At 66.5% G+C, this 21541-nt stretch carries 24 protein-coding genes and 1 pseudogene; 14 read left to right on the top strand and 11 right to left on the bottom strand.

The genetic code is table 11. From position 1 onward, the window contains the following. Positions 1-47: 47 nt before the first annotated feature. Genes CSC94_RS22350 through CSC94_RS22340 form a run of 3 tightly spaced genes read right to left on the bottom strand, consistent with a single transcriptional unit; the run spans position 48 to position 3804 of the window. Positions 48-1547 carry a sensor histidine kinase gene (locus CSC94_RS22350; RefSeq protein ID WP_099308602.1) on the bottom strand — a complete coding sequence of 500 codons (1500 nt, stop codon included), beginning with the start codon at positions 1545-1547 and terminating at the stop codon, positions 48-50. 21 nt (positions 1548-1568) lie between these two features. Continuing rightward, entirely contained in the window at positions 1569-2996 is a 1428-nt protein-coding gene (locus CSC94_RS22345) for a dihydrolipoyl dehydrogenase family protein (RefSeq protein ID WP_099308601.1), read from the bottom strand. Between the two features lie 22 nt (positions 2997-3018). Continuing rightward, positions 3019-3804, bottom strand: coding sequence for a TVP38/TMEM64 family protein (locus CSC94_RS22340; protein WP_099308600.1), 786 nt, complete (start codon positions 3802-3804; stop codon positions 3019-3021). Between the two features lie 328 nt (positions 3805-4132). Here CSC94_RS22340 and rpmH point away from each other — a divergent pair, with 328 nt between their 5' ends. From rpmH to yihA, 6 genes are all read left to right on the top strand, one after another. Beyond that, complete coding sequence (gene rpmH / locus CSC94_RS22335) at positions 4133-4267, top strand: 50S ribosomal protein L34 (RefSeq protein ID WP_099308599.1); 135 nt, start codon at positions 4133-4135, stop codon at positions 4265-4267. A 22-nt stretch (positions 4268-4289) separates the two neighbouring features. Beyond that, a complete protein-coding gene (gene rnpA / locus CSC94_RS22330) occupies positions 4290-4649 on the top strand; it encodes a ribonuclease P protein component (RefSeq protein ID WP_099308598.1) in 360 nt (119 codons plus the stop codon). After that, entirely contained in the window at positions 4639-6462 is a 1824-nt protein-coding gene (yidC, locus tag CSC94_RS22325) for a membrane protein insertase YidC (RefSeq protein WP_099308597.1), read from the top strand. The genes rnpA and yidC overlap by 11 nt, the downstream gene beginning before the upstream one ends. Positions 6463-6674: 212 nt before the next feature. Next, a complete protein-coding gene (locus tag CSC94_RS22320; RefSeq protein WP_099308596.1) occupies positions 6675-7322 on the top strand; it encodes a CatB-related O-acetyltransferase in 648 nt (215 codons plus the stop codon). A 113-nt stretch (positions 7323-7435) separates the two neighbouring features. After that, positions 7436-8053, top strand: coding sequence for a fasciclin domain-containing protein (locus CSC94_RS22315; protein ID WP_165784558.1), 618 nt, complete (start codon positions 7436-7438; stop codon positions 8051-8053). A gap of 57 nt (positions 8054-8110) precedes the next feature. After that, complete coding sequence (gene yihA / locus CSC94_RS22310; RefSeq protein ID WP_099308594.1) at positions 8111-8764, top strand: ribosome biogenesis GTP-binding protein YihA/YsxC; 654 nt, start codon at positions 8111-8113, stop codon at positions 8762-8764. Here yihA and CSC94_RS22305 read toward each other — a convergent pair. The 3 genes from CSC94_RS22305 to CSC94_RS22295 are packed head-to-tail and all read right to left on the bottom strand — an operon-like array spanning position 8745 to position 11138. Beyond that, a complete protein-coding gene (locus CSC94_RS22305; protein ID WP_099308593.1) occupies positions 8745-10139 on the bottom strand; it encodes a sensor histidine kinase in 1395 nt (464 codons plus the stop codon). The two genes, yihA and CSC94_RS22305, sit on opposite strands and share 20 nt — an antisense overlap. Then, entirely contained in the window at positions 10136-10795 is a 660-nt protein-coding gene (locus CSC94_RS22300) for a response regulator transcription factor (RefSeq protein ID WP_099308592.1), read from the bottom strand. The genes CSC94_RS22305 and CSC94_RS22300 overlap by 4 nt, the downstream gene beginning before the upstream one ends. A 1-nt stretch (position 10796) precedes the next feature. Next, on the bottom strand, positions 10797-11138 hold the full coding sequence (locus CSC94_RS22295; protein ID WP_099308591.1) for a PepSY domain-containing protein: 342 nt from the start codon (positions 11136-11138) through the stop codon (positions 10797-10799). A 130-nt stretch (positions 11139-11268) separates the two neighbouring features. On the opposite strand from CSC94_RS22295, the gene CSC94_RS22290 reads away from it, so the two are divergent. The 3 genes and pseudogenes from CSC94_RS22290 (at position 11269) to CSC94_RS22280 (ending at position 13911) form a co-directional block, all read left to right on the top strand. Further along, positions 11269-11556: a PepSY domain-containing protein gene (locus CSC94_RS22290; RefSeq protein ID WP_099308590.1), complete on the top strand. Its 288-nt coding sequence runs from the start codon at positions 11269-11271 to the stop codon at positions 11554-11556. A 79-nt stretch (positions 11557-11635) separates the two neighbouring features. After that, positions 11636-12199: pseudogene (locus CSC94_RS22285) on the top strand (cytochrome b/b6 domain-containing protein). 212 nt (positions 12200-12411) lie between these two features. Next, entirely contained in the window at positions 12412-13911 is a 1500-nt protein-coding gene (locus CSC94_RS22280; RefSeq protein ID WP_099308589.1) for an amidase, read from the top strand. A gap of 6 nt (positions 13912-13917) precedes the next feature. Here the strand turns inward: CSC94_RS22280 and msrB are convergent, their stop codons facing one another. The 4 genes from msrB to CSC94_RS22260 form a co-directional block, all read right to left on the bottom strand. Further along, a complete protein-coding gene (gene msrB / locus CSC94_RS22275) occupies positions 13918-14418 on the bottom strand; it encodes a peptide-methionine (R)-S-oxide reductase MsrB (RefSeq protein WP_099308588.1) in 501 nt (166 codons plus the stop codon). 166 nt (positions 14419-14584) lie between these two features. After that, positions 14585-15136: a fasciclin domain-containing protein gene (locus CSC94_RS22270; protein WP_099308587.1), complete on the bottom strand. Its 552-nt coding sequence runs from the start codon at positions 15134-15136 to the stop codon at positions 14585-14587. Between the two features lie 105 nt (positions 15137-15241). Continuing rightward, positions 15242-15961 carry an anti-sigma factor gene (locus CSC94_RS22265; protein WP_099308586.1) on the bottom strand — a complete coding sequence of 240 codons (720 nt, stop codon included), beginning with the start codon at positions 15959-15961 and terminating at the stop codon, positions 15242-15244. Next, a complete protein-coding gene (locus CSC94_RS22260; protein ID WP_099308624.1) occupies positions 15958-16503 on the bottom strand; it encodes a sigma-70 family RNA polymerase sigma factor in 546 nt (181 codons plus the stop codon). Before CSC94_RS22260 ends, CSC94_RS22265 begins: the two co-directional genes overlap by 4 nt. Positions 16504-16628: 125 nt before the next feature. On the opposite strand from CSC94_RS22260, the gene argB reads away from it, so the two are divergent. The 5 genes from argB (at position 16629) to CSC94_RS22235 (ending at position 21232) form a co-directional block, all read left to right on the top strand. Then, positions 16629-17528, top strand: coding sequence for an acetylglutamate kinase (gene argB / locus CSC94_RS22255; RefSeq protein WP_099308585.1), 900 nt, complete (start codon positions 16629-16631; stop codon positions 17526-17528). 171 nt (positions 17529-17699) lie between these two features. Continuing rightward, on the top strand, positions 17700-18719 hold the full coding sequence (locus CSC94_RS22250) for a TRAP transporter substrate-binding protein (RefSeq protein ID WP_099308584.1): 1020 nt from the start codon (positions 17700-17702) through the stop codon (positions 18717-18719). 72 nt (positions 18720-18791) lie between these two features. Continuing rightward, positions 18792-19337, top strand: a complete 546-nt coding sequence (locus CSC94_RS22245; RefSeq protein ID WP_099308583.1) for a TRAP transporter small permease — start codon at positions 18792-18794, stop codon at positions 19335-19337. After that, positions 19334-20629, top strand: a complete 1296-nt coding sequence (locus tag CSC94_RS22240) for a TRAP transporter large permease (protein WP_099308582.1) — start codon at positions 19334-19336, stop codon at positions 20627-20629. Before CSC94_RS22245 ends, CSC94_RS22240 begins: the two co-directional genes overlap by 4 nt. 138 nt (positions 20630-20767) lie before the next feature. Next, positions 20768-21232, top strand: coding sequence for a DUF3237 domain-containing protein (locus CSC94_RS22235; protein WP_099308581.1), 465 nt, complete (start codon positions 20768-20770; stop codon positions 21230-21232). On the opposite strand, the gene CSC94_RS24730 is transcribed toward CSC94_RS22235, so the two are convergent. After that, a partial coding sequence (locus CSC94_RS24730; RefSeq protein WP_165784557.1) for a hypothetical protein occupies positions 21185-21541 on the bottom strand: 357 nt, incomplete at its 5' end. The two genes, CSC94_RS22235 and CSC94_RS24730, sit on opposite strands and share 48 nt — an antisense overlap.

The raw sequence follows: 21541 nt of genomic DNA, 5'->3' as shown, positions 1-21541 counted from the left end.
TGACAAAAATGCAAAACGCCCGGAAGCGCCGGGCGGCCGCCAAACGCCTATCCGGCGTGGCGGTGGCGCTGGCCGCGCAGGCTATCCAGGCTGACCGGCTGATCGGGGATGGAGATGGCGAACTCGGTATGCCCGCCGCGGCTTTCCACCAGGTCAAGGGTGCCGCCATGGGCGCGCACGAGCTCCAGGGCGATGGCCAGGCCGAGCCCGGTGCCGCCACTGCGCGCCGAGCCCTTGAAGGCGGCGAAGAGATTGTCCCGCGCCTTCTTCGGCAGGCCAGGCCCGGTATCGACGATGCGGATGACGGAGACGGCGCCCTGACGGCTCGCGCTCACGCTCAGCCGCTTGACGACGGCGGTGTCGGTCTCGGCCAGCAGCGCCTGGATGGCATTGCGGCACAGGTTGGTGAGCACCCGGAACATCTGCTCAGCGTCGCAATCGACCTCGAGCCGCTCGTCGACCCCGTTCTCGAAGCGGATCGCCGTGCCGTCATCGATGGGAAGCACGGCATGCACGTCCTCGACCAGCTGACGCAGCGCAACCTTGCGGCGCGCCGGCGGGGCCTCCTGGGCGCGGCCGTATTCCAGCACCGACTGGGTGTAGGTCACGGCGCGGTCCAGCGTGCGCACGAGGCGCGGGGCGAAGGACTGGATCTTCGGGTCGTTGGCGGTCGTCAGGCGGTCGGACATGAGCTGGGCGGCGCCGAGGATGTTGCGCATGTCGTGGTTGATCTTGGAGACGGCGAGACCGAGGTCGGCCAGGCGCTTGCGCTCGCCGAGCGTCTTCTGCAACTCGCTCTGCATGGCCGCCAGTTCGCGGGTGGCGATGCCCAGTTCGTCGTTTCGATCTTCCGGGCGGATGATGCGGGCCGGATTGTCGGGCTCGGCGGCGAAGGCCAGCATCGAGCGGGTCATCGAGCGGACCGGCCGGATCATGACCCGGTTGAGCACGGCGAAGACAAGCACGGCGGTGAGGACCGAGATGAACAGCGACAACAGGACGATGTTGCGCGTGTAGACCAGGAGCGCGTTGCGCAGTTCGGCGTCGGGAATGACGATCTCGAATTCCTGGTTGGCGGCGCCGACGCGGCCATAGATGCGCAGGATGCGGTCGCCGCCGGTCACCAGGGTCGATATCGCGGCAAGGATCGACCCGACCGGCCTGATCGGGGCGGACATGTCGAGGTGCTCGTCGACCATGGGCACCTTGCCGGCAGAAACCAGCATGCGCGACATGCCATCCTCGCGCACGGCGATCTGCAGCACGCCGGTGGCCGCCAGGATCTCCTCGCGCAGGTTGCGGGCCGTTTCCTCGGATTTCTCGCCCATCAGGAAGAGGCCGGCGACCGCGGCGGTGTTCAGCTTGTCGCGGGCCCAGCGTTCGCGGAAGTTCGCCGCCGACGGCGGGAAGATCAGGCTTTCGGCGATCAGCACGAAGACGGCGGTGAGGACCAGCAGCTTGACGGAAAGGCCACGGCCGAGCGGCACCCGCCCGACCGGATCGGCGATCGAGGCGCCGTCCGTGTTCTCCTGGCATTGTGCGCTCATGGCGCCTCCGCGTGTTTCCCGTCAGCCGAACATCCGCAGGAAGGCAATCAGCCGGCGCACCCACGGATTGCGAGTCGAAGCGGAATAATAGGAGACCGCGGCGCGTTTTCCAATTTCGCTCATCGTCGGATATGGCGCCACGTAGGCGGTGATGTCGCGCACCGTCATTCCCTTCGACAGGGCCAGCGCCCAGAGGCTGATCATCTCGCCGGCATGGGCCCCGGCGATCGAGGCGCCGAGGATGCGGCCCTTGCGGTCGGTCACCACCTTGATCAGGCCCTCGGTTTCGTGCTCGGCCTGCGCCCGGTCGTTTTCGGCGTAGGGCCAGCGCAGGACCGTGATGTTCTTGTGCTTCTGGCGGGCGGCATCCTCGGTCAGGCCGACGTGCGCCAGTTCGGGATCGGTGTAGGATGCCCATGGAATGATGGACGTGTCGACGCGCAGCGGCAGGCGGAACAGCAGCGGACGCAGCACCTGGCCGCCGTGAAAGCCTGCGACGTGGGTGAACTGCAGCCCGCCGGCCACGTCTCCGATGGCGTAGACCCGGCGATTGGAAGTGCGCAGGCCGGCGGACACCTTGATGCCGCGCCGGTCGTGCACAATGCCGGCGGCGTCGAGATCGAGGCCCTCGACGTTGACGGCGCGGCCGACGGCCACGAGCAGGTGCGTCCCGTCCACTTCGGCGGCTCCATCTGCGGTCTCGACATGGACGCGGACGCCGGCCTTGCCGCGCGGCTCGACGCTGGTGACCTTCGTCTGCTCGCGGATGTCGACGCCCTCGGCGCGCAGCCGCCGGAGAACGACGGCGGCCAGTTCCGGATCATCCTTGCCCATGGCACGGGCGGCTTCCAGAACCGTGACCTCTGCGCCGAGACGACGATGCGCCTGTGCCATTTCCAGGCCAATGGGACCGCCGCCGATGATCACCAGGTGGCCCGGCTTGCGGGTCTGGTCGAACAGCGTCTCGTTGGTCAGGTAGTCGACCTGGTCGAGGCCCGGGATCGGCGGTACGAGCGGCGAGGACCCGGTGGCGATGACGAAGCGGCGGGCGCGGATCTCCACGTCGCCGGCGACGACCGTCTTCCTGTCGGCGAAACGGGCCGGGGCCTGAATGACACGGACGCCCAGCGCGGTGAATCGCTCGACGCTGTCATTCGGCGCGATGGCGGCGATGACGCCCTGGACATGGCGGTTGACGTTGCCGAAATTGACCTGCGGCTCGACGTCGGCGATGCCGAAACGGGAGGCATGGCGCATGGCCTCGGCGTGGCGGCCGGCAGCCAGCAACGCCTTTGAGGGCACGCAACCGTAGTTGAGACAGTCGCCGCCCATGCGGCCCTTTTCGACCAGCACCACCTCGACCCCGAAGGCCGCGGCGGCGGCGGCAACGGTCAGGCCGCCCGATCCACCGCCAATGACGCAGATATCCGGGGTCAGGACCTCGCTCATTCTGTTCCTCCGTCGGCCGCGATCAGTCGCGCCGCATGCGGGCGCGGTTGCCGCGCCATTTCCTGACGATCGCCGGTATGACCGCAACCACGGCCAGCGCGACGAAGGCGATGGTGATTTCCGGCGTCACCAGGTCCTTCAGGGACACCGGCCCGCCATCCCTGTCGGCGGCATCCAGAACCGAGCCGATGCCCTGCCCCAGCCAGGCATAGGCGAAACAGCCCGGCAGGATGCCAAGGAATGTCGCCGCAACATAGGTCCTCAGCTTCACGCCGAACAGCGCGGGCGCGATGTTGATCACAAAAAAGGGAAAGAACGGGGCCAGGCGCAGGACAAGGAGATAGCTGAAGGCGTCTTCACGGAAGCCGTCGGCGAGGCGGGCGCCGAAGCCGCCCACCTTCTCGCGCAGGAAATCGCCGAACGCACTGCGGGCGGCGAGGAAGAGGATCGATGCGCCTGCGGTGGCGCCGAAGGCGACGGCGATGCCGGCGACCCACCAGCCGAACAGGAAGCCGCCGAAGATGGTGAGAACGGAGGCCGCGGGGAAGGAGAAGGCGACCGCCAGCACGTAGAGCAGGGTGAAGGTGACCAGCGCCATGGCGTAATTCTGCCCGACATAGGCGGTCAGCGTCTCGCGCTGCTCGGCCAGGAAGTCGAGCGACAGATATTCATGCCAGCCCATCGCGTAGCCCAACGCCAGCCCGAGCGCGATGACGGCGATCGGACCGAACCGCTTGAGAGCATTCGCCCTGGCTGGCTTCGCGGGTTTCATGACCGTTCCATCCTCGATCGCGCGCATTTCACTCATCTCGTCTTCGCCGTGCCTGCTGCTGTCCGGTATCCGGACACAGTTGACCGTCCACGGCTGCCGATGCAACCGCATGACGCGGGCCCTCACCGGCAATTGAGCCCGCGACACCGTGTTCTCACCGGCCCGTGACCGCCCCGTGACACGCCGATCCTACAGGATTGTAGGCCGGATGATTGACATTTGCGGCCGCATGAACCTATAAGCCGCGCGACGTCCGGGCACCAACGGCCGGGCACGGGAATTCCGTGCACCGCCGGCACCGGGCAAAACCGCTCCTGAATTCATTCAGATCCAAGAAGGGCCGCACTCCGCGGTATTGAAACAAATGAAGCGTACCTATCAGCCCTCCAAACTCGTCCGGAAGCGCCGTCACGGCTTCCGTTCCCGCATGGCCACCAAGGGCGGCCGCAAGGTGATCGCAGCCCGCCGCAACCGCGGCCGCGCGCGCCTCAGCGCCTGACCGGGCGCGGGAGGCCGGGCCGGTGGACAACCGGCAACACGACCCGAAGCCCGGGCGGTTGACCAAACGGGCCGAATTCCTGGCCGTCCGCCGTGGCGAAAAGCGACGCGGGCGGTTTTTCCTGCTTGAGGTGGCCGACCGCGGCGACGACGGGCTGCCGCGCGCCGGTTTCACGGTCACCACCAAGCAGGGCAACGCGGTCGAACGCAACCGCATCAGACGGCGGCTCAAGGAAGCCCTGCGGCTCAAAGGCCGCATGGCAATGCAGCCCGGACATGACTATGTGATCGTCGGGCGCAGGGATTGCCTTGGCGCCTCCTTCACGGACCTGAGCGACGAGCTTGCGCGGCGAATAGGCGGAAAACGTTTCCATGGAAAATAATCGCAACTTCTTCCTGACGATTGCCATTTCGGTGGTCATCCTCACGCTCTGGCAGGTGTTCTACATGAACCCCCGCATCGAGGCGCAGCGCGAGGCCGCCCGGATCCAGACGGAAGAGCAGGCCAGCAAACAGCCCGCGCAGACCGGCCAGGCCCCTGCCACGCAGCCCAAGCCCGCAGCCGACGGCACGGCCGCACCGCAGCCGGCAGGCCAGGCTGCCACGGGCGCCGACGTGCCCGGCGGTACCGCGGCGCCGGCGAGCGATGCCGCCGTTCGCGTGGCGATCGACACCCCGTCGCTTTCCGGCTCGATCAACACGGTGGGCGCACGGCTCGACGAACTGGTCCTGAAGGACTATCGCGTCTCGGTCGACAAGAATTCCGCCAACATCCAGTTGCTGCACCCGTCGAGCGACGACAACGGCTATTTCGCGGAACTCGGCTATGCCGGCTCCGACGCGACCGGCGCCGTGCCGGGCCCGGATACCGTCTGGACCGTCGAGGGCGATGCGAAGCTCACCCCGCAGACGCCGGTGACGCTGACCTTCACCAACGACAAGGGGCTGACCTTCAAGCGGACGTTCTCGGTCGACGACGAGTACATGTTCACTGTCTCCGACACGATCGCCAATGCCTCCGGCGCCGACGTGGCCCTGCCCGCCTATGGCCGCGTGACGCGCTTCAACAAGCCCGACACCCATTCCACCTACGTTCTCCACGAGGGCCTGATCGGCGTGACCGGCGACGAAGGCCTGCAGGAAATCAAGTATTCCAAGATCGAGGACGAGAAGCGCGTCGTGCCGGGCAAGTCCAGCAATGGCTGGCTGGGCATCACCGACAAGTACTGGGCGGTGACGATGATCCCGCAGGCCGGCGAGACGTTCCAGCCGCGTTTCGCCTATTTCGATGACGGCCGCTCGCGTTACCAGGCCGACTTCCTGACCGATGCGGTGGCCGTCCCGGCGGGCGGATCGACCACGCTGAAGACGCAGATCTTCGCCGGCGCCAAGGAAGTGAACGTCATCAACGCCTACAAGGACAAGGACAACATCCGCGAGTTCGACCTGATGATCGACTGGGGATGGTTCTACTTCATCACCAAGCCGATGTTCTGGCTGATGGACCACCTGTTCAAGCTGCTTGGCAACTTCGGCCTCGCCATCCTGGCGACCACGGTCATCGTCAAGCTCATCTTCTTCCCGCTGGCCAACAAGTCCTACACGTCGATGGCTAAGATGAAGCAGGTGCAGCCGAAGATGACCGAAATCCGCGAGAAATACGCGGACGACAAGATGCGCCAGCAACAGGAGATGATGGAGCTCTACAAGACCGAGAAGATCAACCCGATCGCCGGCTGCTGGCCGGTGCTGCTGCAGATCCCGGTCTTCTTCTCGCTCTACAAGGTGCTCTACGTGACCATCGAGATGCGGCACGCGCCGTTCTACGGATGGATCCACGACCTCTCGGCACCGGACCCGACCTCGGTGTTCAACCTGTTCGGCCTGCTGCCCTACGACGTGCCGTCCTTCCTGATGATCGGCGTCTGGCCGCTCATCATGGGCATCACCATGTTCCTGCAGATGCGCATGAACCCGACGCCGCCGGACCCGACCCAGGCCATGATCTTCACCTGGATGCCGGTGATGTTCACCTTCATGATGGCGGCCTTCCCGGCCGGGCTGATCATCTACTGGGCCTGGAACAACACGCTGTCGATCATCCAGCAGGCTGTGATCATGAAGCGCCAGGGCACCAAGATCGAGCTGTGGGACAACGTCAAGGGCCTGATCAACCGACGAAAACCGGCCGAATAGCCGGCGGACGATCCAGCGCCACACGTTCAGGACGGCCGGGAATTTTCCCGGCCGTTTTGCATTTCACGACCCGCTGTACTAGGTAATGGCGAAACGAGCAGACAGAGGGAGTGCCCTGCGATGATCCACTGAGCTCCGGTCCCGCGCCGCGGCATCCGCGCCGTCAGGACCCATGACATCCCGACGCCTCATGCCATTCCAGGAGCTCAGCCATGCACGGCCCCTCGCCCGATACCCTCTACCCGCTGGCCGGTTTTCCCCGCGCCGTCTTCCTGAAGAACGTCATCACGCGCCCGAACATCATCGTCGGCGACTACAGCTATTACGACGACCCGGACGGGGCCGAACGCTTCGAGGAGCGTAATGTCCTGCACCACCACGCCTTCCTCGGCGACCGGCTGATCATCGGCCGGTTCACCGCCATCGCCAGCGGCACGCGCTTCATCATGAACGGCGCGAACCACGCCATGGGCGGGTTCTCCACCTACCCGTTCAACATCTTCGGCAACGGCTGGGAAACGGGCTTCGATCCGGCAACCTGGACCGAACAGTCGAAGGGCGACACCGTCATCGGCAACGATGTCTGGATCGGCATGGACAGCATGATCATGCCGGGCGTAACCATCGGCGACGGCGCCATCATCGCCAGCGGCTCGGTCATCACCTCGCATGTCGCGCCGTACACGATCGCCGGCGGAAACCCCGGCCGCGCGATCCGCAAGCGCTTCGACGACGGCGTGATCGCCGAACTGCTCGAGATCGCATGGTGGGACTGGAGCGCGCGGAAGATCTCCGCCTCGCTCGACGCGATCCGGGGCGGTGACATCGCGGCGCTGCGCGCGGCGGCCGCGCACGACTGACGCCGAGGGGCGGCCGGTACGGCCAAACGGCTTTTTCCGGCTGCCCGCCCTTGCGCGATGCAACCATGAGAATACATCTTCACGGATCGCCACGCCGGTTCCTGGAGTGTCCCGTGTCCCGCCTGTTTCGCCTGATCGTTCCCGTTGCCGCGGTCCTGTTTTCCACCATGACGCTTGCCGCCGCAGCACAGGGCACCGTCACGACCGGCACTGCCGCCACGACAGACGCCGGCAGCATCGAAGCCCCTGTCGGGGACGGCGAGGACGCCCTGCCGGAAGCGACCCGCTCCGTTCTCGACATCCTGTCCTCCGAACCGCGGTTCTCGCTGTTCCGAACGCTGGTCGACCTGGCCGGGACGCCGGACGTCTTCACCGAAGGCGGTCCCATCACCGTCTTCGTGCCGACCGACGACGTGCTCGCCTCGGCCTTCGAGGCCTACATGAAGGGCTTCAAGGGAAAGGCCTATGACAAGCGGGTGCGCAAGCTCGTGCTGGCGCATGTGCTGGACGCCCAGTTTTCGCCGGACGACCTGATCGCCAACATCACCCACAGCCGGCGGCGGCGCGACAACATGGGGACCGTCAGCGGCGACAACGTCACGCTGACGATCGTCGGCGAGCAGATCTGCGTTTTCGACGAGAGCGCGCAGGTGCTGCCGGTTTCGCTGGTCGAGACGGGGACCGACGGCACGGTCTACGCGCTCGAAACCGGCATGATTCGTCCGCGATGAGGCGCTACCGGCGTGTTCCGGCTTGACTTGCCGGGCACAAACGCCGATGCGAAACCCATGACAGCCGAGATTTCCGAAGAGACCCGCACCCTGTTCGCCCGACCGTGGATCTTCATCCGCGGCGTGCCGGCCATGAAGTTCCTGCCGCCGGAAGGCCCGCCCGAAATCGCCTTCGCGGGCCGGTCGAACGTCGGCAAGTCGTCGCTCATCAATGCGCTGATCGGCCAGAAGGGCCTGGCGCGCACGTCCAATACGCCGGGACGGACCCAGGAACTCAACTATTTCGTTCCCGACGGTTTTTCCGGCGCCAAGGACGACCTGCCGCCGCTGGCCCTGGTCGACATGCCGGGCTACGGCTTCGCCCAGGCGCCCAAGGACCTGGTCGACCGCTGGACCAAGCTGGTCTTCGACTACCTGCGCGGGCGGGTCACGCTGAAGCGCGTCTACGTGCTGATCGATGCGCGCCACGGCATCAAGAAAATCGACGGCGAGGTTCTCGACCTGCTCGACAAGGCCGCCGTGTCCTACCAGATCGTGCTGACCAAGACCGACAAAATCGGCGAGAAGGCCGTGCCGCACCTGATCAGCGACACGCTGGCGAAGATTTCCAAGCGTCCGGCCGCCTACCCGGAAGTGATCGCGACGTCTTCGGAAAAGAACCGCGGACTGGACGAGTTGCGCCAGGCAATCGTCACGGCAACGGCGGGCTGACGCTTCCCGCCGACCCCGGCGCCGGCAGGCGGACCGTCACGGAAAGGCCACCCTCGCGGCCTGTCGCGAAGACCGGGCGGCGGCCGTAGGCGGAAAGAATGTCGGAAACGATGGCCAGGCCCAGGCCAGCGGAGCCGCCGCGCTCGTCGTCGCGCATGCCGCGCCGTGCCAGCCGCTCCAGCCTGTCATCGTCGACACCGGTTCCGTCATCGGCAATTTCCAAGACCACGTCCGCGCCCTCGCGCCGGACAGAAACGGTCACCGAGGACCGGGCATGGCGGGCGGCGTTTTCCAGAAGGTTGCCGAGGATATCGTTCAGGTCGTCTGTCTCGATCGCCGCCGACACGGTCCTGTCGCCTTCGAGATGAAAGCCGATCCGCTCGCCCTGTGGCGTGCGCGAGACGATGCGCAGGATGGACGATACGGCCGGCAGGACCGCGACGGGGCGCGCGGTGCCGGGCCGGTTGCGCAGGCGGGAGCGGGCCAGTTCGCGCTCGACGGTGCGGCGCATGCGCTGGGCGACGTCCTCGACCGAACCGGCGATCTTGCCCTGCCCGGCAGTGCGCAAGGCCTCGACGTCGGCGGCCAGCGCCGTCAACGGCGTCTTCAGTCCATGGGCGAGATCGGCCGCCCGGTCGCGGGCGCGGCGCATGTCGGTTTCCTGCCGTTCAAGCAGGGCGTTCATCTCCTCGACGAGCGGCGATACCTCGCGCGGGACCGTGGTGCCGAGGCGGTGGGAGCGGCCCTCGCGAATGTCCTGCACGCCGGCGCGTACGGCGTCCAGCGGCTTCAGGCCGGCTCGGACCTGGGCCCAGGCACCCGCCAGCAGGACGAGCGCGAGAAGCACGAGTGCGGGCATCAGGTCGCGGTTGAAGCCGGCTGTCAGCTCTCGGGCGCCGGCACGGTCCATGGCCACGGAAATACGCACGGTATGGGCCGGCCCCTCGCCGCTCTCGATGCGATAGACCGCCTCGCGCAGCATGAGTTCCGCCCCGTCGGGGCCGGTGATCGCATGCTGGTGGGTCTCCCCCTGCACCAGGGTGTCGGCGGGCAGTTTCAGCTCGCTGTCCCAGAGCGAGGGCGAGCGCATGACCGGCTTGCCGCCATCGGTGCTGACCTGCCAGTAGAGACCGGAAAAAATATCGGCGAAGCGCGGGTCCGGCGGCGTCTTGCGCATGGTCAGGCCGCCGCCGGGCTGGTTGGTCAGATTGCCGGCGATGTCGCCGATCACCGCATCGAGCTCCTGGGCAAGGCCGCGTTCGAGATGGCGGGTGAACAGGGCCGACAGGCCGAGGCCGGCCAGGGCCAGGGCAACCACGATCCCGGCCACGGCAAGGGCGAACAGGCGGAGCCGGATCGACCCGGCCGCGTTCATGCCGGCTCCACGATGTAACCGAAGCCGCGCCGGGTCTCGATCAGGCCGCCGCCGAGCTTGCGGCGAACGCGGCCGACCAGCACCTCGACGGCATTGGACTCGCGCTCGTAGTGCTCGGCCTGCAGATGCTCGGCCAGTTCCTGCTGGCTGACCACGCGGCCGGCATGGTGCATGAGATAGGAGACCAGGCGGTACTCCTGCGGTGTCAGCGACACGGGCACGCCGTCGCGGGTGACCCGCATCTGGCGCGTGTCGAGAACGGTTCCGCCGATGGCGATGACCGGGCTGGCAACGCCCGCTGCGCGGCGCAGGATGGCGCGCAGGCGGGCGGAGAGTTCCTCCATCTCGAAGGGCTTGGGCAGGTAGTCGTCGGCACCGGCATCGATGCCCTCGACCCGCTCGGTCCAGCCGCCGCGCGCGGTCAGGACGAGGACCGGCATGGTACGGCCGTTGGCGCGCCAGCGCTTGAGGACGGACAGGCCGTCCATGCTCGGCAGGCCGAGATCGAGGATGACGGCGGCATAGTCCTCCGTGTCGCCGAGGAACCAGGCCTCTTCGCCATCGGCCTCCAGATCGACGAGATAGCCCTGGGCTTCCAGCGTGGTCCGCACGCCCGCGGCGATGCGCGGATCATCCTCGACAAGCAAGATGCGCATGTCAGTCCTTGTTCTCCTGCCCCAGGAACGCCCCTGTCCGGGCATCGTACTCCACCTCGACCACACGGCCCGAGGGTTGCAACACGTAGAATTCGTAGATCGGATTGCCATTGTCCTCGAACTCGATCTCGAGAACCTTTCCGGGGAATTTCGCGTGCAGCGCCTTCAGGATCTCGGCAAGGGGAAGCAGTTCGCCATCCTTGCGGCGCTCGGCAATGCGTTCGTGCCGGTCCCTGCGCGTGTCTCCGTCATGATCCGACCGGCCGTCATCCGCCTGGGCCTGGAGCACCAGAAGGACCACGGCGCCAAGCATCCCGGCAATCTTGAGAACGGTCGCGCGCATGACATTCCTTTTGCCGGCGAGCGAATGACAGATTGCTGAACGGTCGTCTCAGCGGCCTGTCACCCGGGCAGTGCGAAAACGGCATCACCGCAACGACGGTACGAAACCAAACGCACAAAGGAAACCTCCCATGCGCCTTCTCCTGACCGCTCTCGCCCTCTCCGCCACGGCCGTCGCCTTCCAGCCGGCCCTCGCCTCCGAAAGTGGCGAAGCGAGCTGCGGCAACGCTCCCCAGAGCCAGTGGATGAGCAAGGACGACATCACCGCCAAGGCCACCGAAATGGGCTACCAGGTCCGCTCGGTCAAGGTCGAGGACGGCTGCTACGAAGTCTATGCCAAGACCGCCAAGGGCGAGCGCGCCGAAGTCTACATGAACCCGGTGACCGCCGAAGTCGTGCGCACCAAGGCGAACGACTGACGCTCCGACGGGCAGCGCGAATGCCGGCCGCCCTTCGCGCTGCCTGATCTGCTCCCGCGGCCATGACAAGGCTGAAACGATGACCTCCGCCCTCTCCTCCGACACGCTCGATCCCGCCGCGGCCAACCGGACCGTCAAGGTCTGGGATCCGTTCGTCCGCCTCTTCCACTGGTCCCTGGTCGCCGGGTTCGCCGGCGCCTAGATCACCGGCGACGAGTTCGGCAAGGTCCACGAACAGATCGGCTACGCGATCATCGGGCTGATCGCGGCACGTGTCGTCTGGGGATTCATCGGAACCCGGCACGCCCGCTTTTCCAGCTTTGTCTTCGGCCCCGGACGCGTGCTGGGCTTCCTGCGGCAAAGCCTCAGTCTCTCGGCGCCCCGCCACCTCGGCCACAACCCGGCGGGCGGCGCCATGGTGTTCGCCCTGCTGGCGCTGATCGCGGTCATCTGCGGCTCCGGCTATGCCATGACAACCGACGCCTACTGGGGCGTGGAATGGGTGGAAGAACTGCACAAGGCTGCCGTCTGGGTCACGACCGGCCTGGTCGTCCTGCATGTGGGCGGCGTGATCCTGGCCTCGGTCGAACATGGCGAGAACCTCGTCCGCGCCATGGTGACCGGGCGCAAGCGCGCGGAATAGAGCAATTCCGCAATTCCGGACGCGAAACCGCCTCCCGCTTTCGCTGGAATTGCTCTCGCGGACCCCCCTCTCCCCTCCGCGCGCCTGCCGCCGGCCGCCGCCCGTGTCGCAAGGGGTGGCGGCCGGCATGCGTTTTCGGCCCCCCGCGCCCGTTTTCATTGGAGCGGCATCCGGAAAATGGTCTACCATCGTGACCGTGGGGAGGGATCATCATGGGTATCGACACGGACTACCTGCGGCTTGACGCGACCGGCCTGGCCGACATGGTGCGGCGCAAGGAGGTGACGCCGGGCGAGCTCCTGGAAGCCGCGATCGCGCGGACGGAAGCGGTGAACCCGCAGATCAACGCCGTCGCCGAGACATTCTACGACAAGGCGCGGCAGGACCTGGCGACGATCCCCGCCGATGCTCCCTTCGCCGGCGTCCCGATGGCGATCAAGGACCTGGCCGTCAGCCTTTCCGGTGTGCCGATCCACGCCGGCAGCGCCATCGGCGCCCGCACGGCGTCAGAGGACGCCACGGTCATCCGGAACTACCGGCGGGCCGGTTTCCTTCCCTTCATCACCGCGACGACGCCGGAATTCGGGCTGCGGCTGGTCACCGAGACAAGACGCTTCGGCATCACCCGCAACCCCTGGAACACCGGGCATGTCACCGGCGGGTCCTCTGGCGGATCGGCTGCCCTCGTGGCGTCGGGGGCCGTGCCGGTGGCCCATGCATCCGATGGCGGCGGATCGATCCGCGTGCCTTCGGCCTGCACCGGGCTGGTCGGCCTCAAGCCGTCGCGCGGGCGCGTGCCGCTGACGCCGGATGCCTCGGAAAGCTGGCACGGCTTCACCGTGCAGCATGCGCTGTCGCGCTCGGTGCGCGATTGCGCCGCGCTGCTGGACATCGGGTCGCAGCACGATGCCGCATCGCCCTACCAGGCACCGGCGCCGAAAGGATCCTTCCTCGCCGCCTGCGCCGCGAACCCGGGATCGCTGACGCTGGCCGTCTACCGGCAGTCGCCGCTCGGGCTGGAGATTTCCGCCGAGACGATGAAGGCGCTCGACACCGCCGTGGCGCTGGCGCGGGACCTCGGGCACACGGTCGAGGAGATCGACCTGCCGATGGTCAACCGCGATTTCATCGCCGATTTCGCACGCTGCGTGGCGAGCGCGCATGCAGGGATCATACGGATGGAGGCGACGCGGCTTGGCAAGCCGGTGCTGGGCGATCTCGAACGGATCACGCGGATCATGGCGCGGTTCGGCGAGGTCCAGCGGGCTGCCGACATGGAAGCCGCGCTGCAGCGGCTGCAGGCCGCCTCGCGCGCCTTGCTGGGCCAGACAGCGCGGTTCGATGCGGTGATGATGCCGATCATCGCCCATCCGCCGCTGGCCTGCGGCGCCATGGACGCGACCGGCGCCGATGCCCTGACGGAGGCGCTGCTCGACCGGCTGCGGCTGACGTTCCTGCTGAAAATGCGGCCGTTCCTCGACCAGATGCTCGACAAGAGCCTGTGGTTCACCCATTGGCCGGCGATCCAGAATGTCACCGGCCAGCCGTCCATCGCACTGCCGGTGCATGTCACCGACGGCGGTCTGCCGCTTGGCATCCAGGCCGCGGGACGGATCGGCGACGAGGAAACGCTGCTCGCGCTGGCCGCCCAGATGGAAACGGCCAGCGGCTGGCTCGACCGGCGTCCGCCGATGGTGCGCGACGCCCTTTGAGCGGGATCAGGAGGCGGTCTTCTCGTCGGGGACAAAGCCCAGGGCGAGGCCGTTCATGCAATAGCGCTTGCCGGTCGGCTTCGGGCCATCGTCGAAGACGTGGCCAAGGTGGCCGCCGCAGCGCCGGCAATGGACCTCGGTGCGCGGGAAGATGAGCGAATAGTCGCTGCGGGTGCCGACGGCGTTTTCCAGCGGCGCCCAGAAGCTCGGCCAGCCGGTTCCGCTTTCGAACTTGGTCTCCGAGGAAAACAGCGGCAGATCGCAGCCCGCGCAGGTGAACTTGCCCTTGCGCTTCTCGTGCAGCAGTTCGGAGGAGAAGGGCGGCTCGGTGTCCTCCTCGCGCAGGACGGCGAACTGCTTGGGCGAAAGACGCTTGCGCCATTCCGCCTCGGTGAGCGTGATCTCGAATTCCTCGGCGGCAGCGGCGCTGCCCCGGCGGCCCAGGAGCATGGTTCCGCCGAGCAAGGCGGCGGCGGCTCCGGCCAGAAGTGTGCGACGGTTGGTCATTTCAGCTCTCCCGTTCTGAAACCTGTCTCATGCCAATCTAGGGGCGTTGCCCGCCGGAGGCCAATCAATCGGGTGCGACTGGCAGTCAACCGGCGGGCAACATTTCGTGATCGGGCGGCCCCACGGGATGGGCGCAAACTAGCCGCCCGTCACGATGGCCTGAGCCTTACGACGCGGGCAGGAGAACGGTGTCGATCACGTGGATGACGCCGTTGGACTGCTTCACATCGGCGATGGTGACCGTGGCGACATTGCCCTGGCCGTCCTTGATCATGATCTTGCCGTCCTTCTCCATCGCGGTGAACTCGCAGCCGCCGACGGTCTTGACCGGGTGCATGCCGCCGTCATCGGAGATCATCTTCTCGATATCGCCCGACATGGCATTGGCCGCGACCACGTGGCAGGTCAGGATCTTGGTCAGCTTGTCCTTGTTCTCCGGCTTCAGGAGTGTCTCGACCGTGCCGGCCGGGAGCTTCTCGAAGGCTTCGTTGGTCGGCGCGAAGACCGTGAACGGACCCTTGCCGGACAGCGTCTCGACGAGGCCGGCGGCCTTGACGGCGGCGACCAGCGTGGTGTGGTCCTTGGAATTGACGGCATTCTCGACGATGGTCTTGTTGGCATACATCGGCGCGCCACCGACCATGGGGTTCTCGGCCCAGGCGGCGGTGGACATGGCGACGGCGCCAGCAAGCGCGATGGCGATGGACTTGATCTGCATGGTTTGACTCCCAGTGGAATGAATGTTCACGACGCTCGTCGTTGCGAGGTCGGATACAGTCACGGAGAGCGGGACCAGGAAGTTTCAGGCGAACGCGAAAAAAAATCAGATGCCGCGCATTTCGCCAAGCGCGAGGACGGCACCGGTCGGCGCGCCGGTCGGCGAGCCGCCGGCCGGTTCGTCGGAGATGGCCAGGGTCGCACCGGACGAAACCAGCGAGGCCAGTTGCTGCGACACCGGCACCCGGGCCGTTTCACCGGCCGGCAGGACGCCGAGCGAGCGCGGCGCGTTGCCGCCCTCGATGAGCCAGAGCTCGAAATCGCGGCCGCTTGCCGGCTCGCCGGACAGGCGTGTCAGGTCGATCATGCCGGTACCCGACTGGTAGAGCGCGACATAGCGCACCGGCGAGGCATCGGCCTGCATGGCGGCGACGAAACGGGCCGACGGCTCGGTCGGCGGCGGCACGGTGAAGGGCACGATCAGCACGACGGCGAGGCTCGCCAGTGCGGCGACGGCCAGGCCGCGCCAGAAGGCGAGGCTCTGCCAGAGGGCGGGACGGGCCGTTTCCCGTGCGGCCGGTCCGCCGAACAGGCGCCGGTCAAGGGCTGCCTTCGCGGACGCGGGCGCGGCCGTCTCGCCATAGTCGTCGTTGAGCGGCGAAAGACGGATTTCCCAGGCCGCGACCAGGGCCCGCAACGGCGGCTCGGCTTCCAGGCGCGCGGCAAAGGCCATGCGCGCGTCCAGCGGCAGGACGCCGAGCACATATTCGGCGGCCAGCAGCTCGTCGCCGCCGTCTTCCATCCTGTCCTCTGCTTCCCCGGTCATCGTTCCAGGCACTCTTTCAGTTTCATCAGGCTGCGCCGCAGCCAGGTGCGCATCGTGTTGAGAGGCACACCGTGGCGTCCGGCCAGTTCCTCGTAAGAATAACCCATGACATAGGCGGCGCGCACGGCCTCCGCCCGGTCGGTTTCCAGTTCCTCCATGCAGGCGTCGATGCGCCGCCCCTCGCTCGACAGTTCGGCGAGGCGCTCCGGACCCGGCTCATCGGCGGCCAGGTCAAAAGCCTCCTCGACCGGACGGGCCGGCGCCTTGCGGGCGCGCAGCCGGTCGATGCAATGGTTGCGGGCGATCGCAGCCAGCCAGGAGATCGGGCTGTGATGGGACGCGGCAAAGCGGTCGGCCCTGGTCCAGACCCGGACAAAGACCTCCTGCAGGGCGTCTTCCGCCTCTCCCCTGTCCCGCAAGACACGAAGGCAGATGGCAAAAAGTTTCGCGCTGGTGGCTTCGTACAGGCGATCGAAGGCAGACCTGTCCTTCAGGCCGGTCCTGACGATGAGTTCCGTGATCTGATCGGCCTGCCCTTGCATCGTCACAGGATAGGGCAAGGATGTGACGGCGACAATGGCGCCAGGGCGGTCCGGCTGATTGCGAGGCCGTTTCATTCGCGCTATCAGACCTGCAACCTTTTCACCGCTCAAGGACCGATGCCGCCATGGCCGACGAACTCGACCTCACCCCCGCAGAAACGCAGGCCCGCCTGCTGTCCCAGGCGCTGCCCTTCATGCAGCGCTACGAGCACAAGACGGTGGTGGTGAAATACGGTGGGCACGCCATGGGCAATGCCGCCCTCGGCCAGGCTTTCGCGCGCGACATCGCGCTTCTGAAGCAGTCGGGCGTGAACCCGATCGTGGTGCATGGCGGCGGCCCGCAGATCGGCGCCATGCTGACCAAGATGGGGATCGAGTCCAAGTTCGAGGGCGGCTTGCGCGTGACCGACGCCAAGACCGTGGAAATCGTGGAAATGGTGCTCGCCGGCTCGATCAACAAGGAGATCGTGCGGATGATCAACGCCGAGGGCGAATGGGCCATCGGCCTGTGCGGCAAGGACGGCAACATGGTGTTCGCCGAAAAGGCCGCCAAGACCATGCGCGACCCCGACAGCAACATCGAGCGCATCCTCGACCTCGGCTTCGTCGGCGAACCGGCGGAAGTGGACCGGACGCTGCTCGACCTGCTGGCCCGCTCGGAGATGATCCCCGTCATCGCGCCGGTGGCGCCCGGGCGCGACGGCCACACCTACAACATCAACGCCGACACGTTCGCCGGCGCCATCGCCGGGGCGGTCGAGGCAACCCGCCTGCTGTTCCTGACCGACGTGCCAGGCGTGCTCGACAAGTCCGGCACGCTCATCGACGAACTGACCGTGGCCGACGCGAAAGCGCTGATCGCCGACGGAACCATCTCCGGCGGCATGATCCCGAAGGTGGAAACCTGCATCGAGGCCATCGAGCGCGGCGTGCAGGGCGTGGTCATCCTCAACGGGAAGACCGCGCACGCGGTGCTGCTGGAACTGTTCACCGAGCACGGCGCCGGCACGCTTCTCGTGCCGTGAGGCGCAAATCACCGCGCGATGAAGAAGCCGGGGCAACCCGGCTTTTTTCTTGCTCAAGAGAAATTGTTTGCTACCATAACAATTACATCGGTGCAGGGAGAGCGCCGGTGCCGCCAGCATGGCGGGAGCCGAAGGCCGCGAGAACGGTCCGGCACAAACGGGAGGAAAACCATGAAGACCATTCGCATGGCCGCTCTGGCGGCCGCCACCGCCCTGGCCACCTGGACCGCGGCCCAGGCCGCAGAGGTCGAACTGCGCCTGTCGCACTGGGTGCCGGCAACCCATCCGATCCAGACGCTGGGGATCGAGCCCTGGGTCAAGTCGATCGAGGAAGCCTCGCAAGGGCGCATTCACATCACCATCTTCCCGGCGCAGCAGCTGGGCGCGGCGCCGGACCACTACGACATGGCGCGCGACGGCATCGTCGACCTGTCCTACACCAACCCGGGCTACCAGGCCGGGCGTTTCCCTCTGTACAGCCTGGTCGAGATCCCCTTCCACATGAACAACGCGGAACGCGGCGCCGTGGCCATGCACGAGTGGTATGCGCCGATCGCCAAGACGGAAATGTCGGACGTGATCTTCTGCCTGGCCAATCCGCATGATCCGGGCACCATCCACTCCAAGGGGCCGATCCACGTTCCCGCCGACATCAAGGGCCTCAACGTGCGCCCGGCGCATGCCACCATGGCGCGCTTCATCTCCAGCCTCGGCGGCGCGCCGGTGCAGGTGCCGGCCCCGGAAGCCCGCGAGGCGATCGCCAAGGGCGCTGCCGACGCCATCACCTTCCCGTGGAACTCGATCAACATCTTCGGGATCGATTCGGAGACCAAGTACCACCTCGACATGCCGTTTTACATCTCGGCGCAGCTGATGCTGATGAACAAGGACAGCTACGCGGCGCTGAGCGAGGAGAACAGGAAGGTCATCGACGATCACTGCACGCCGGAATGGTCGGGCCGGTTCTCCAAGGGCTGGGCCGAGAACGAGGCCTCCGGCAAGCAGAAGATGATCGATGCGGGCGGCCACACGATCTACGAGCCAACGTCGGACGAGGTGCAGCTGTGGCGCGATGCCTCGGCGCCGCTCATCGACACGTGGAAGGAAGAGGCCAAGGCCAAGGGCGTCGATGCGGACAAGATGTACCAGGATTACCTGGAAGCGCTTGGCCGCCACGACGCCAAGTTCTGATCCCGCCGACCTGATCGCGCAATCGCCGGCCGGCGCCGGCGGTTGCGGCTTTCCTGCTTTCGGGAGCCTGCCATGACCAAGCCGAAGATCGGCCTGCTGGAACGGATTTCGCTTGGCATCGAGACCGTCGCCGGCGTCCTGCTTGCGCTCATCACCGTCCTCATCGTCGTCTCGGCCATCGGGCGCTACCTGCTGGCCTGGCCGGTGCCGGACGCCTTCGACCTGTCGCGCTTCCTGATCGGCGCGGCGATCATGTGGGGGTTTGCCTCGGTCGGCTTCCGCGGCTCGCACATCAAGGTCGACATCTTCGCCGAGATGCTACCCGCCGGCGCGCGCCGGTGGATCGACAGTTTTGCCTGGGCTGTCCTGCTCGCCTTCTCGCTGCTCCTGACCTGGAAGATGCTCGGCCGGGTCACCAGCGCCTTTTACAGCGGCGAGGCCACGTTCGACCTGCGCATGCCGGCCTGGATCTTCCTCGGCTTCATCTGGCTGGGCGTGGCCTTCGCGAACATCGCCATCCTTGCCCGGCTCATCCTGGTGGCCAGCGGGCGCGCCACGCTGGAACATTTCGAGACAGTGGACATGGCAGGGGATGACGCCACGGAGGACCGGGCATGACCAGCGCCGACCTGATCGCCGTTTCCGGCTTCATCGTCCTGTTCGCGCTGATGCTGCTGCGCGTACCGATCGGCGTTGCCATGGGGCTCGTCGGCGTCGGCGGGTTCGCCGCCATCACCGGCTGGAAACCGGCCCTGAACCTGCTGGCGCAGTCGCCGGTCCGCACGATCACCGATTTCAACCTCAGCCTCATTCCATTCTTCATCCTGATGGGCGTGCTTGCGACCAATTCCGGCATGTCGCGGGAACTGTTCCGCACCGGGCAGGCGTGGTTCGGCTCGTTCAAGGGCGGCATGGCGCTGTCGACCGTCGGCGCCTGCGCCGGCTTTGCCGCGATCTGCGGTTCCTCGGTGGCGACCGCTGCAACCATGACCAAGATCGCCCTGCCCGAGATGAAGCGCGTCGGCTATCGCGACGACATCGCCACCGGCGTCATCGCGGCCGGCGGCACGCTCGGCATCCTCATTCCGCCCTCGGTCGTGCTGGCCGTCTATGCCTTCATCACCGAGCAGGACGTCGGCAAGCTGTTCATCGCCGGCATCGTGCCGGGGCTGCTGGCCATCCTGATGTACATGCTGACCGTGCGCATCGCCTATGCCCGGTCGCTGCCGGCGGGCGAGCCCTTCGACCTCGGCAACGCCATCCGGTCGCTCGGCGGCGTCTGGGCTGTCCTGTTGCTGTTCATTGCCATCATCGGCTCGATCTACTTCGGCGTCGTCACCGCCACCGAGGCGGCGGCGGTCGGCTCGCTGCTCACCGCCCTGATCGGCATCGCACGGGGCCGGCTCGGGCCGCGGCTGATCCTGGAAAGCCTGGTGGAGGCGCTGCGCACCTCGGTCGCCATCTACACCATCCTGATCGGCGCCATCCTGTTCGGGTATTTCCTGGCGATCACGCAGACGCCGCAGAAAATCACCGCCTTCCTGGTCCACCTCGATCTCGGCGCCTACGGCACGCTGGCCATCATCCTCGGCTTCTTCCTGCTGATGGGCTGCATCCTTGACGCCATGGCGATGATCATCCTGCTGGTGCCCATCGTCTTTCCCGTGGTGACGCAACTGGGATTTGATCCGATCTGGTTCGGCGTCATCATCGTCATGACAGTGGAACTGGGCCTGATCACGCCGCCGGTCGGCATGAATGTCTTCGTCATCAACACGATCGCGCGCGAGGTGAAACTGCCGACGATCTTTCGCGGCGTCATGCCCTTCGTCGCGGTCGACGTGCTGCGCCTGATCCTGCTCGTGGTGTTTCCGTCGCTGGTGCTGTTCCTGCCGATGACCATGAAATAGACGCATCGCACCAACAGGCCATTTCCGCCATTCCCTGGATCGCCCCGATGCGCCAAAACGTTCTTATTGCGTTGTTCCGGACACGAAACCGGTTCCCGCTTTCGCCGGACTTGCCCCGGCCCCACAGGAGTTTTTGCCATGAATGTTGCCGCCCCCGCCCTGAAGCACCTCTGCGACCTGAAGGTGGAACTGGCCCCGATCATGGACCTGGGCGACGCGCCGCGCGGGCGGCGGAGAATCATCCCGATCATCGGCGGCACGGTGACGGGCGAGCGGCTGAACGGGAAAATCCTGAACCTCGGCGCCGACTGGCAGACCATCCTGGCCGATGGCACGGCGGAGCTGGACACGCGCTATTCCATGCAGACCGATGACGGCGCCATCATCGACATCCGCAATTTCGGCTACCGGCACGGCCCGGCCGACGTCATCGCGGCGCTCGGCCGCGGCGAGGTGGTCGACCCGTCACGCTACTACATGCGCACCCATCCCCGCTTCGAAACCGGCGACGAGCGCTATGCCTGGCTGAACCGCATGATCTGCGTCGGCACCGGCTCAAGGCAGGCGGATCACGTCCGCATCACCTTCTTCGAAGTGCTCTGACCCGCCTGCATTTCCCGCCCGCAATTTCGCGAGCGCGAAAGTCTGCAACTTTCGCTGAAATTGCTTGTCGATCACGTCCGCATCACCTTCTTCGAAGTGCTCTGACCCGCCTGCATTTCCAGGCCGCAATTTCGCGAGCGCGAAAGTCTGCAACTTTCGCTGAAATTGCTTGTCGATCACGTCCGCATCGCCTTCTTCGAAGTGCTCTGACCCGCCTGCATTTCCCGCCCGCAATTTCGCGAGCGCGAAAGTCTGCAACTTTCGCTGAAATTGCTTGTCGATCACGTCCGCATCACCTTCTTCGAAGTG

The sequence above is a fragment of the Zhengella mangrovi genome, from assembly GCF_002727065.1.
GTDB classification, from domain to species: Bacteria; Pseudomonadota; Alphaproteobacteria; order Rhizobiales; family Rhizobiaceae; genus Zhengella; species Zhengella mangrovi.
Note: the sequence above shows the minus strand (reverse complement) of the source record. Positions and strands in the feature narration are given on the sequence as shown.

Bases quoted from the DNA above. Each gene is read 5' to 3' on its own strand.
- CSC94_RS22260 (WP_099308624.1), bottom strand. From the start codon at position 16,503: ATGCAAGGGCAGGCCGATCAGATCACGGAACTCATCGTCAGGACCGGC.
- CSC94_RS22350 (WP_099308602.1), bottom strand. From the start codon at position 1,547: ATGAGCGCACAATGCCAGGAGAACACGGACGGCGCCTCGATCGCCGAT.
- yihA (WP_099308594.1), top strand. From the start codon at position 8,111: ATGACAGCCGAGATTTCCGAAGAGACCCGCACCCTGTTCGCCCGACCG.
- yidC (WP_099308597.1), top strand. From the start codon at position 4,639: ATGGAAAATAATCGCAACTTCTTCCTGACGATTGCCATTTCGGTGGTC.
- CSC94_RS22340 (WP_099308600.1), bottom strand. From the start codon at position 3,804: ATGAGTGAAATGCGCGCGATCGAGGATGGAACGGTCATGAAACCCGCG.
- CSC94_RS22300 (WP_099308592.1), bottom strand. From the start codon at position 10,795: ATGCGCATCTTGCTTGTCGAGGATGATCCGCGCATCGCCGCGGGCGTG.
- CSC94_RS22305 (WP_099308593.1), bottom strand. From the start codon at position 10,139: ATGAACGCGGCCGGGTCGATCCGGCTCCGCCTGTTCGCCCTTGCCGTG.
- CSC94_RS22290 (WP_099308590.1), top strand. From the start codon at position 11,269: ATGCGCCTTCTCCTGACCGCTCTCGCCCTCTCCGCCACGGCCGTCGCC.
- CSC94_RS22240 (WP_099308582.1), top strand. From the start codon at position 19,334: ATGACCAGCGCCGACCTGATCGCCGTTTCCGGCTTCATCGTCCTGTTC.
- rpmH (WP_099308599.1), top strand. From the start codon at position 4,133: ATGAAGCGTACCTATCAGCCCTCCAAACTCGTCCGGAAGCGCCGTCAC.
- CSC94_RS22235 (WP_099308581.1), top strand. From the start codon at position 20,768: ATGAATGTTGCCGCCCCCGCCCTGAAGCACCTCTGCGACCTGAAGGTG.
- CSC94_RS22250 (WP_099308584.1), top strand. From the start codon at position 17,700: ATGAAGACCATTCGCATGGCCGCTCTGGCGGCCGCCACCGCCCTGGCC.
- CSC94_RS22265 (WP_099308586.1), bottom strand. From the start codon at position 15,961: ATGACCGGGGAAGCAGAGGACAGGATGGAAGACGGCGGCGACGAGCTG.
- CSC94_RS22245 (WP_099308583.1), top strand. From the start codon at position 18,792: ATGACCAAGCCGAAGATCGGCCTGCTGGAACGGATTTCGCTTGGCATC.
- argB (WP_099308585.1), top strand. From the start codon at position 16,629: ATGGCCGACGAACTCGACCTCACCCCCGCAGAAACGCAGGCCCGCCTG.
- CSC94_RS22280 (WP_099308589.1), top strand. From the start codon at position 12,412: ATGGGTATCGACACGGACTACCTGCGGCTTGACGCGACCGGCCTGGCC.
- CSC94_RS22345 (WP_099308601.1), bottom strand. From the start codon at position 2,996: ATGAGCGAGGTCCTGACCCCGGATATCTGCGTCATTGGCGGTGGATCG.
- CSC94_RS22270 (WP_099308587.1), bottom strand. From the start codon at position 15,136: ATGCAGATCAAGTCCATCGCCATCGCGCTTGCTGGCGCCGTCGCCATG.
- CSC94_RS22320 (WP_099308596.1), top strand. From the start codon at position 6,675: ATGCACGGCCCCTCGCCCGATACCCTCTACCCGCTGGCCGGTTTTCCC.
- CSC94_RS22295 (WP_099308591.1), bottom strand. From the start codon at position 11,138: ATGCGCGCGACCGTTCTCAAGATTGCCGGGATGCTTGGCGCCGTGGTC.
- msrB (WP_099308588.1), bottom strand. From the start codon at position 14,418: ATGACCAACCGTCGCACACTTCTGGCCGGAGCCGCCGCCGCCTTGCTC.